Origin of the sequence: Vibrio lentus (assembly GCF_002875945.1) — a bacterium.
Classification (GTDB): domain Bacteria; phylum Pseudomonadota; class Gammaproteobacteria; order Enterobacterales; family Vibrionaceae; genus Vibrio; species Vibrio apostichopi.
On sequence record NZ_MCZK01000112.1, the window covers coordinates 19,593 to 29,962 of the forward strand.

At 45.2% G+C, this 10,370-nt stretch carries 9 protein-coding genes and 2 pseudogenes; 5 read left to right on the forward strand and 6 right to left on the reverse strand.

The features are described 5' to 3' along the window. Window positions 1-369 precede the first annotated feature (369 nt). From ggt to rarD, 4 genes and pseudogenes are all read right to left on the reverse strand, one after another. A pseudogene (gene ggt, locus BCT49_RS11250) lies at window positions 370-2,126 on the reverse strand (gamma-glutamyltransferase). Window positions 2,127-2,217: 91 nt separating this feature from the next. Beyond that, window positions 2,218-2,880: a LysE family translocator gene (locus BCT49_RS11255; protein WP_017107389.1), complete on the reverse strand. Its 663-nt coding sequence runs from the start codon at window positions 2,878-2,880 to the stop codon at window positions 2,218-2,220. Window positions 2,881-2,972: 92 nt separating this feature from the next. Beyond that, window positions 2,973-3,767, reverse strand: coding sequence for a helix-turn-helix transcriptional regulator (locus tag BCT49_RS11260; RefSeq protein ID WP_102435286.1), 795 nt, complete (start codon window positions 3,765-3,767; stop codon window positions 2,973-2,975). Window positions 3,768-3,853: 86 nt separating this feature from the next. Then, window positions 3,854-4,762 (reverse strand): EamA family transporter RarD, encoded by a 909-nt coding sequence (gene rarD, locus BCT49_RS11265; protein WP_102435287.1) that lies wholly within the window; start codon window positions 4,760-4,762, stop codon window positions 3,854-3,856. A 180-nt stretch (window positions 4,763-4,942) separates the two neighbouring features. Between rarD and recQ the strand changes: the two genes are divergently transcribed. From recQ to BCT49_RS11280, 3 genes are all read left to right on the forward strand, one after another. Beyond that, entirely contained in the window at window positions 4,943-6,781 is a 1,839-nt protein-coding gene (gene recQ / locus BCT49_RS11270) for an ATP-dependent DNA helicase RecQ (RefSeq protein WP_009848191.1), read from the forward strand. 80 nt (window positions 6,782-6,861) lie between these two features. After that, window positions 6,862-7,173, forward strand: coding sequence for a DUF3630 family protein (locus BCT49_RS11275; RefSeq protein ID WP_009848192.1), 312 nt, complete (start codon window positions 6,862-6,864; stop codon window positions 7,171-7,173). A gap of 271 nt (window positions 7,174-7,444) precedes the next feature. Beyond that, window positions 7,445-8,116, forward strand: a complete 672-nt coding sequence (locus BCT49_RS11280) for a 7-cyano-7-deazaguanine/7-aminomethyl-7-deazaguanine transporter (RefSeq protein ID WP_102435288.1) — start codon at window positions 7,445-7,447, stop codon at window positions 8,114-8,116. 130 nt (window positions 8,117-8,246) lie between these two features. Here BCT49_RS11280 and BCT49_RS11285 read toward each other — a convergent pair whose 3' ends face one another. After that, entirely contained in the window at window positions 8,247-8,852 is a 606-nt protein-coding gene (locus tag BCT49_RS11285) for a mechanosensitive ion channel domain-containing protein (RefSeq protein ID WP_102435289.1), read from the reverse strand. 206 nt (window positions 8,853-9,058) lie between these two features. Between BCT49_RS11285 and BCT49_RS25680 the strand changes: the two genes are divergently transcribed. Together BCT49_RS25680 and BCT49_RS11290 are read left to right on the forward strand one after the other, a co-directional pair. Further along, a complete protein-coding gene (locus BCT49_RS25680; protein WP_157938610.1) occupies window positions 9,059-9,229 on the forward strand; it encodes a hypothetical protein in 171 nt (56 codons plus the stop codon). Window positions 9,230-9,331: 102 nt separating this feature from the next. Beyond that, window positions 9,332-10,138 carry a TerC family protein gene (locus BCT49_RS11290; RefSeq protein ID WP_241908062.1) on the forward strand — a complete coding sequence of 269 codons (807 nt, stop codon included), beginning with the start codon at window positions 9,332-9,334 and terminating at the stop codon, window positions 10,136-10,138. Window positions 10,139-10,156: 18 nt separating this feature from the next. On the opposite strand, the pseudogene BCT49_RS11295 reads toward BCT49_RS11290, so the two are convergent. Continuing rightward, window positions 10,157-10,370: pseudogene (locus BCT49_RS11295) on the reverse strand (winged helix-turn-helix domain-containing protein); the annotation flags it as partial.

Below are 10,370 nucleotides of genomic sequence, written 5' to 3' on the forward strand. Positions count from 1 at the left end.
GTCCATTGTCTTTCCTTAGTAGCAACCATCCTAGTTACTATTGCGTCCATTCAATGTCCATTTCGCTATCCATGCCGATTATTCATCCTGAGTAATCGAATCTTCATCCTGAAGATAACCAAGTCCTTGGCGTTTCCTGTTCCGTGTCAGCATCCTTCCGACACCATTCATATTACCGATTCCTTATTTATCAGCAATGGTGCATAAGCGAATTTCTATATAATTATTTGAATGATAAATGTACGTATCTTTTTATTTCAATTGGTTACGACATGTGGGTGACTAATTTCGTCATCAAATATCGATATTTACTCACTGCCTTGTGAGAGATCTCGCACAAGGCAGCGAGTAAAAAGGGAGGATTATTCCCTACTGACCAATGGCTGCACCTTCACGACGAGGGTCTGCAGCGCCTTCTAAACCATCTTTGGTGATGCGAATCGCGTGTAAACCAGAGTTAAGATCGCGAACGTTGACCTCAAATCCCATCTTTTCTAACTCAGGTTTGAAGTTTTCCGCTGATGTTCCTTTTTCCAAATCTAAGGTACCGAAGCGGTTTAGGAAGTGTGGTTGATTGATGGCTTGTTGAATATCCATGTCCCATTGGGTATGCGCAATGATCGCTTGTGCTACATAACCGATGATACGGCTGCCACCTGGAGAACCAATCGCCATGTAAGGTTTATCGTCTTGCATGATGATGGTCGGTGCCATTGAAGAACGTGGACGCTTGCCCGGTTCAAGTCGGTTGGCGATAGGTTTGCCATCGTTATGGGTCTTGAATGAGAAATCCGTCAGTTCGTTGTTGAGTAGGAAACCTCTCACCATCAAGCGTGAGCCAAGGCATTCTCAATGGTGGTGGTCATCGATACGACATTGCCATCGCTATCAACAATATTGAAGTGGCTGGTGGATGGCAATTCAATCGAAACATCTTGGCTTCTTTGCATTGCATGATCCCACGGTGGGGTGCCCGATGGCGCGCTTTCTAGTGCCTTGCCTGCGGTAATTAACTGAGCACGTTCCTGCAAATAGTCAGTATTCACTAACCCTTGGGTTGGCATTGGCACGTAATCTTGGTCTGCCATGTACATACCACGGTCAGCAAAGGCTAGACGGGAAGCGTCTGCTAACACTTGCCAAGATTTTGCGTCGTTTGGCCCCCATGATTTAAGATCAAACTGCTCGGTCATCGCTAAGATCTGCCCAACGGTTAATGCGCCTGAACTCGGTGGTCCCATTCCACATACTTGATAGCTCTCATAAGCAGAACAAACTGGCTCACGTTGTTTAATTGAATAAGCGTCGAAGTCTTTCTGCGCCAATACGCCAGGGTTACCTTTGGCAGTTTGCACTGTGTCGATAATGTCAGCAGAAATTTCGCTTTGATAGAAAGCTTTAGCGCCATCCTTTGAGATAGCGTTTAACGTGGCCGCGTATTCTGGGTTCTTAAGTTGAGTACCTGCGGTTTTCGGGCTGCCATCGGCATTAAAGAAGTAGGCTTTGGTAGTGGCAAAGCGGCTTAGGCGTTCTTGGTCATTTTCGATCAAGGTGGCTAAACGTGGGCTGATGGTAAAACCTTTTTCAGCCAGTTGAGCAATGGGCTTGATCAGTGATGCCCACTCTAACTTGCCGTATTTTTGGTGAGTATCCCACAGTAATTGCACCGTGCCTGGTGTCGCAACGGAGCGACCGCCAACAACGGCGTCATAAAACTTAAGCGGTTGGCCGTTTTCGTCTTGGAACAGACGTGGTGTGGCGTCAAGTGGCGCAGTTTCGCGACCATCGTAGGTTTTGAGTTGCTTGTCCTTGCCATCAAAATAAACAAGGAACGCGCCACCACCAATACCTGATGACTGAGGTTCAACTAAGCCAAGCATAAGCTGTACGGCAACCATGGCATCAATGGCGTTACCACCACGAGCAAGCACATCAGCACCAGCTTGTGTTGCTAATGGGTTGGCTGCGGTGACCATCCAATCATTGGCTTTAACGAGTTGTTTGGTTTCTAAACCACTACTTTGTTCGGGTGCGACGGAATCGGCAGCTTGATTTGCCCAACTGACGTGAGAGGCAAAAAGTAGGGTAGAAGTGGCGAGGGTTGTTAGTTTTGTTTTCCACTGCATGATCTTCTCCTTTTAATATGCAGAGCTAGATTGGCAGTGGAAAGATAAGATAGCCAGTGCGTTGTTAACGAATTGTAATCTTGATTCGAATTTAAGCGATTAAACCAGACAACGACTGCCAAAGAATACTTAAGCCGATAATGGTGAATACCGCGCCACACAAAGCATCGATGTAAACGGTCGCTTCATGCAGTTTTTTCTGTAGTGCTTTGGTTGAAAGCATCCACGCCAACAGTGAGAACCAAAAGAGTGACAGGCCAAATAGGATGATCAGGGCAAAGCCTTTGCCTGACAGCGACATATCAGCAGGGACTAAGCTCGACATTAAACTAACAAAGAACACTAAAGCCTTAGGGTTGAGAATATTGGTCATAAACCCTTTAGAAAATGCATCACGTTTGTTGGTGAGAATCAGATCCTTTGAGTTAACGACCTCTGAGTCATCGTCATGATGTTGGATGATCTGCCACGTGGCTTTTAATGCACCAAAACCGAGGTACAACAAGTAGCTGCCGCCTGCCAACTGCATAATCGCAAATAGAGTCGGTTGCTGGTGGACGAGGTAACTGATGCCCGTCAAGCTGAGTAGTGAGTGCAGCAAGATCCCGCAAGATAAACCAAGCGCAATATACAAGCCGGTCTGGCGTCCGTGACGTGTTGCATTTTGTACGACGAGCGCAAAGTCAGGGCCTGGGCTCATCAAGGCGATAAAGTGGATAGAAGCAAGGGTGACTAAGATGGTGACTTCATTCATATCTGTTCCAGTAACTCGGTTGTTCTGTTTGATTGTGTTGTTGAGCGCAGCTTACCGCGATTTCAAACCAGCCAATTGTAAATTATCAACATCTAGTTAATTTTCGACGGAGAAACGCCAAATGCGGTCTTAAATGCCTTCGAGAAATGGGCTTGATCGTAAAACCCAACTTGATGAGCCACCTCTGTCCCGCCAATGCCTGATTTAATCAGTCGCATACCTTGCTCCATTCGTAAACGACTCAACCAAGCATAAGGCGTAATGCCCATCTTGTTCTTAAAGTGGCGTTGAAACTGAGTGGTGGTGAGATCGCACAGTTCAGACAGCTGTTCGAGTCGTACCGGTTGGTCGAGGTTTGCCATCAAATAGTCTTTGAGCGTATACATCGATTGGGTACCAAGCTGTACCTCTGTTTTCGATCCAAATTGCGCGTAACGATCAACAATCGTCGAAAAACCTTCGAATGGTAGGCAATCTTGAGCGAGTTGACTGATGTCTGGGTTGATGAGTAGTCCGTGTAGGTTACGCAATTGTAAAAAAGTCGCTTGATCGGAGAGGATCAACTCGGAAAAGCTCAAAGCGTGACCATTTTTACCGTGATCGGCAAGATCGCCCAGCCATTGTGGGGAGACAGCAAACACACTGACTTGATAGCCAGATTCTAGCTTTGAGTGACCATCATGCAACTCATCGGGTGGCATCATCACTACTTGTCCTGCGCCAGCGTGGTAGCTCGTCCCTTTATAGATAAACTTTTGCTGACCCTGAGTGATTAGGCCGATGTGGAAGTCCAAATGATAGTGGCGCTGAAAGGCAAACTCTTGGTATTGAGCTTGGATCAGGCTGATATCTTGGCTAGGTGTCGAGTAGTAGTGGACTTTATCCATGGCATAAAAAAGCTTGGTCAAATTATCATCAATTCAACCAAGCTTATATTCGTATCTAGAAATTGTCTTGTAAAAAACGATCAGTGTTACTGTTTCGCTCGTTTGTTCTTTTTGTTGTTACGCAGGCCGTCAAAGCTAAATACCACCAAGGCACCCCAGATAAAGGCGAAGGTAATTGCTTTGTCGCTGGTAAACGCTTCACCGTAAATAAGAACCGCGAGCAAGAACATCAAGCTTGGACCGATGTACTGGAAGAAGCCGAGTGTCGATAGCTTCAAACGGGTTGCCGCGCCAGTAAAACAAAGCAATGGAACCGTGGTGATCACACCGGCTGCAACCAGTAATAGATTGAGCTGCATTGGGTTCATCGAGAAATCTGACGTTGCGCTGTCTGCGATAAATAACAAGTACGTTGCGGCGATAGGCAGCATCACCAGTGTCTCAATAAATAAGCCAGTTTGAGCTTCCAAGCTAACCTTTTTGCGTAACAAACCATAGAAACCAAAGCTGAAGGCTAGGGCAATGGCAACGATCGGCACAGAGCCAAACGCGATCAATTGAATTATCACGCCAATTGCAGCAAGGCTAACGGCAAACCATTGAAGCTTGCGTAAGCGTTCGCCAAGGAAGAACATCCCGAGCAACACGTTAATCAGCGGGTTGATGTAATAGCCTAAGCTGGCATCGAGCATGTGATTGGAGTTCACCGCCCAAATGAAAATAAGCCAGTTGGCGCCCACTAAAGTCGAAGTGGCGACTAAATAAAGCATTTTTGGCTTGGAGGTGAGGGTGTCTCGAACCTTACGCCAGCCACGACTCATGTGCAGTAGAAAAGCGAGTAGGAAAAAAGACCATACTACACGGTGGCTAAGAATCTCAAATGGGGATACTTCACTTAAAGATTTGAAATATATGGGAGCGATTCCCCACATGGTGTAAGCGGCAACGGCAAGCAAAATTCCCTGTCGCGTACGTTGTTGTTCGTCTTGTGTCATGTAACTTTCTCTAGCACTGAGTGCTTATTAATAAGATTTATAAAGAGAGTTGGTCAGTATAGGAGCGTTAACCCTTTTCACCTAACAATTTGCGGTTTAATTCGCCAGCGTTCCCCTCTACAATGTGCGCCTTGCTTGCCAATGCTGCACGCTGACTTTATACCTTGATTAGGAACCACAATGACCGCCACTCTGATTGCTGAGCAAACACCAACTCCCGCGAATGATGCGCAAGATATCTTACAAGATGTCTTTGGTTATCAAAGCTTTCGTGATGGTCAGCAAGAGGTCATAGACCTAGCCGTTGAAGGCAAAGACAGCTTGGTGATTATGCCAACCGGTGGTGGTAAGTCTCTGTGTTACCAGATCCCTGCTTTAGTGCGTGATGGGCTGACTTTGGTTATCTCACCACTCATTTCGTTGATGAAAGACCAGGTGGACCAACTGAAAGCCAATGGTGTGGCGGCTGAGTGCATCAACTCATCGATGCCACGCGATCAATTGTTGAGCGTGTTCAACCGCATGAACTCAGGCCAATTGAAGATGGTTTATGCTTCGCCAGAGCGTGTGTTGATGCGTGACTTCATCGAGCGCTTGCAAGGCTTGCCGCTTTCGATGATTGCGGTGGATGAGGCGCACTGTATCTCTCAGTGGGGACATGATTTCCGTCCTGAATATGCTTTGCTAGGTCAGCTTAAACAGTATTTCCCACATGTGCCTTATATGGCGCTTACAGCTACTGCCGATGATGCAACGCGCAAAGATATTATCTCGCGTTTGCAGCTGGTGGAGCCGCATACGTACTTAGGCAGCTTCGATCGCCCTAATATTCGCTACAACCTGGTTGAGAAGCACAAGCCCGTGTCTCAGGTGGTTCGCTACCTAGAAACACAGAAAGGCAATTGCGGCATCATCTATTGTGGTAGCCGTAAGAAAGTGGAAATGGTGACCGAGAAACTGTGCAACAACGGTATTCGTGCTGCGGGTTACCATGCCGGCATGGACACCGACGAACGTGCTTACGTTCAAGAAGCCTTCCAACGTGATGACATACAGATTGTTGTGGCGACGGTGGCATTTGGTATGGGCATCAACAAACCCAATGTACGCTTTGTGGTGCACTTTGATATTCCACGCAATATCGAATCTTATTATCAAGAGACAGGCCGTGCGGGTCGTGATGGCTTACCAGCGGAAGCAATGATGTTGTTTGACCCTGCTGATATGGGTTGGCTGCGCCGTATGCTGGATGAGAAAGAAGAAGGTCCGCAAAAACAAGTTGAGATGCATAAGCTGAACGCGATGAGCGCCTTTGCCGAAGCTCAAACCTGTCGTCGTCAGGTTCTGCTTAACTACTTTGGCGAGTATCGCGAGAAACAATGCGGCAACTGCGATATCTGCCTAGATCCACCAAAACACTTTGATGCGACCCAAGAGGCGCAGAAAGCGTTGTCTTGTGTGTACCGCGTTAATCAGTCGTTTGGTATGGGCTACGTGGTCGAGGTGATGCGTGGCATGCAGAACATCCGTGTGCGCGATAATGGTCACGATAAGTTGTCTACTTACGGTATCGGCCGCGACCACAGCCATGATTACTGGATCAGTATCTTCCGTCAGTTAATTCACAAGGGCTTGTTGTTCCAGAACATCACTCGTAACTCGACTTTGCAGTTAACCGAAGAAGCCCGCCCGTTATTGCGCGGTGAGATGTCTTTGGAGTTGGCTGTACCTCGTTTAGATACTGCAGTTCGTAATGCTAAGTCCGATAAGCTAAGTAGCAAGAACTACGATAAGAAGCTGTTTGCCAAACTGCGTAAGCTACGTAAATCAATCGCTGATGAAGATGGTTTGCCACCTTATGTGGTATTCAGTGATGCGACTCTGATTGATATGGCCGAAATCCTACCCACATCTTATGGCGAGATGCTGGCAGTCAATGGTGTTGGTCAGCGTAAACTCGATAAGTACGCTGATCCATTCTTAGATTTGATTCAAGAACACATCACCACACACGGCTAATTGGCTGATTGCTAGTTTTCAGAAGTGTTTAGCTTGTAAAAACGATTAGCTCATAGAAAAAGAATAAGGTTGATAGGGACATGACAACACCAACAGAATTTGGCTTAAGAGAGTATTTGGCTGAAGAAGGACGTTTATTGATTACGTCTCCAAGTTTTGATTTTGATTCTTACGAAGTGTTAGGTGAAAAGCTGGTGGCATTGCTGTCCGCTTCTGTGGTTGAAAAACAATGGGACGCTGACATGCACTCTTGGTTGATTGATTTTGAAGACTGTCGAATGTTCTTAAAGTCTGAACATTACAGTGAGTCAATCTGGTTTGAATCGTTAAACGCGGAAGAAAGCCGAGAAGAATTTGATTATCTCGCGACCCTTTTTAAGCGCGGTTTTTAACTTTTAGCATCGCATCTAAAACGTAGCTTTTAAACCTGGCTTTTAAAACTAGGTTTCTAACGCGATTCACCAATAAAAGTGAGGAGAAACGATTGCGTCTGTTCTCACCGTTGCAGCTAATATTGATTAATGTATAATCGCCCGCCGCTCAATAGAGCAAATTATAGAAACATTTTTAATTCACATTATTGGTAAGAGCTTTCTTAGTTTATTCGAAGAAATGACTTGATTTGGGTTCCCTCACCCCCAAACCAAACTAAAAAGGTACAGCATGAGTAACTTTACCCCTGCGCAACAGCGCAAAGCCCTAGCACTATTAGTTTTGTTCCATTTGATCATTATTGCATCAAGCAATTATTTGGTTCAGCTCCCTTTTACCGTCTTCGGTATGCACACCACTTGGGGTGCTTTCACATTCCCATTTATCTTCTTAGCGACCGATCTGACCGTACGCATCTTTGGCGCGCAGCTTGCTCGTAAAATCATTTTCTTAGTGATGTTGCCTGCACTGGCCGTTTCTTATTTATTGTCTGTGGTGTTCTTTGAAGGTTCATTCCAAGGCTTTAGCCAGCTAGGTGAGTTTAACTTGTTTGTTGCACGTATCGCTGCGGCAAGTTTCATGGCTTATCTGCTTGGCCAGATCTTAGATGTGCATGTTTTCAACCGTCTGCGTCAGCTTAAACAGTGGTGGGTAGCCCCAACGTGTTCAACGCTATTCGGTAATGCTATCGATACGATTGCGTTCTTTGCGATTGCTTTCTACCAAAGCCCAGATCCATTCATGGCTGAGCACTGGACTGAAATTGCGTTGGTCGACTACGGATTCAAGCTTATCATCAGCTTAGGCCTGTTTGTGCCAATGTACGGTGTGCTTCTAAATTACGTGGTTAAGAAGCTAACCGCTGTGAACCCTGACTTCAAAGCAACGGGCGTTAACGCCTAATCTGCTAAGACCTAGTCCTTATAAAAAGGGCTTCTAGCAAGGCAATACTAATGAAATACGCGGTTACTCTCTTCTCTGCTTGGGAATAACCGCGGTAAAATCCTTATCCTTATCCTTATCCCTGATCACCTCACGCGTTAACGTCAATAATATTTTCGATATCAACACCTTCATCTTTCACCGTTCTCTTGGGCGTTGATGCCGCATATTTCAAATTCTTGCTAGAGACTTTAGTGACGCTTTTTTGCAGCAATAGCGAGTTAGGGTAAGTAATGAGGTTTCCCTCAGGGTGTCGGATAAGAGTGTGAAACATCTTTATGTCCAATATCGTTCCTTCAATGCCGTCGCCATCCGACACAATGATTGAGTCTCCAATGCGATAAGGAAACACAAAGAAGATCAGAAAGCTGGCGGTGATGTTGCTTAAAATTGACCACTGAGCAATAAAGCCAACGCCTATTACGGTGAATACCGAAGAGATAAAAATCGAAAAGTTGCCGTAACCGATGCCACTGACAATCAAATACGTCGCAAATAAGAACCCAAAGTAAATAATGCTAAAACAGCGATTGATAAACGCGGTACGCGTTGCGTCGACGGTCTTCTTTTGCGCTAAGGTGATGATGGCCTTTTCAGTCGAGTGTTTGAGTAACCAGTAGATGAAAATGAACAGCAGGGCGAGCAACAAATCATACTGCTTCAACGTCGTAAAAATAATATCGATATAACTTGGCATAAGGACCTCTGAATAATTGAAGCGTCATTATTCAGGGCTCAGCCTTTCAATACATCATCAAACCATTACCTTTTTATTCTCCTTACTCTTTCTGCAATTCCTAATGGTGAAAATAGAGCCTGATTGGCCGTGTTGTCCATGTAACTGGCTAATTTTAATAACCTTATATTTTTGTTATATCCTTTTTATCTATAGGTGACGCTTTGGTGATGAAGTGGTTTGGCCAATTTGTAGAATGGCCGGCCATTAACTACTTAGTTCGATTACTGATGATACTGATTACTTTAAAACTGGCTGTGTTCTGCTTTATGAAGCTAAGAAAGCAAGGCTATTTAGATGGCATTTTAGGTGCTCGCAACAATGTGGAGCCTTCATAGAAATGCTGACTCTATTTATTGCTCAACTCATACTTTTTTGGTTAATGGTTGAGCCTTTGGCTTCGATGGCTTGGTTGAACATCACCAGAAGAAGAGGTTGTCATGTACGTTGATTATCTCGCGTCATTTAGCGCTCTATTGCTACTTGAGGTTATTCTCGGTGTCGACAATATTATCTTCATCTCCATTTTGGTCGAGAAGCTACCTGTAAGGCTCAGAAGTCGTATTCGTAATCTTGGCATCGGCTTAGCTGTGCTCTCTCGTATTGGACTGGTGTTCTCTGTTACCTGGCTTATGTCGTTAACTGAGCCTCTGGTCTCGGTTTTTGATAAAGGGCTATCGGGCAAAGATTTAATCTTAATTTTTGGTGGTGGCTTCTTACTGATTAAGAGCTTTAAAGAGCTCTTGAGTTGGCTACTGGTTAAAGAGAAGAAACAGAAAGGCGCAATCGAAACCAGTGTCACTATGATCGTGTTGCAGATTATCGCAATTGATGCGGTGTTTTCGTTCGACTCTGTAATTACTGCCGTTGCATTGGTGCATGACGTAGAGATTATTATTGCGGCGATCGTTATATCGGCCATCATCATGTTAGTGGTTGCCGAGAAAATTCAAATAACAATTACGACTTACCCTGGCTTAAAGCTATTGGCGTTGCTGTTTCTGATTTTGTTGGGCGGGTTGCTACTGGTTGAAGGGTATGGGTTACATGTGGACAAAAGCTATTTGTACGTTGCATTGGCCTTTGGTTTAACTTTAGAGGTTTGTCACATCTTGTTGGATCGACAGCTAAACAAAGAACAACGCCTATTGAGCACTGAACCTAGTGAGCGATTGGTTGAGGCACAGTTTCTATCTGATACAGAGCTTGATTTCCTCCAAAACCGAGTGTTATCAACCAAGAAATGATCGATAACGGTGAGTGTTTTATTCGAGCTCTTTTAGAAGGGGCTCGAGGTTACTGTCGAAGAAGAGAGGTGAGGCCAGTTGTATTGCTTTAAGCGAAGAGTTGCCTTGAGTCGCTTTGATGTAGAGCTCTTTTGCAGCACTGGCATTACCACGAGACTCTTCAGCCTTCGCGAGCAATAAATAGGTCAGTATTGATTGGTTTTGTGGTGGCATGAAGTGGTCAAGTAAAACT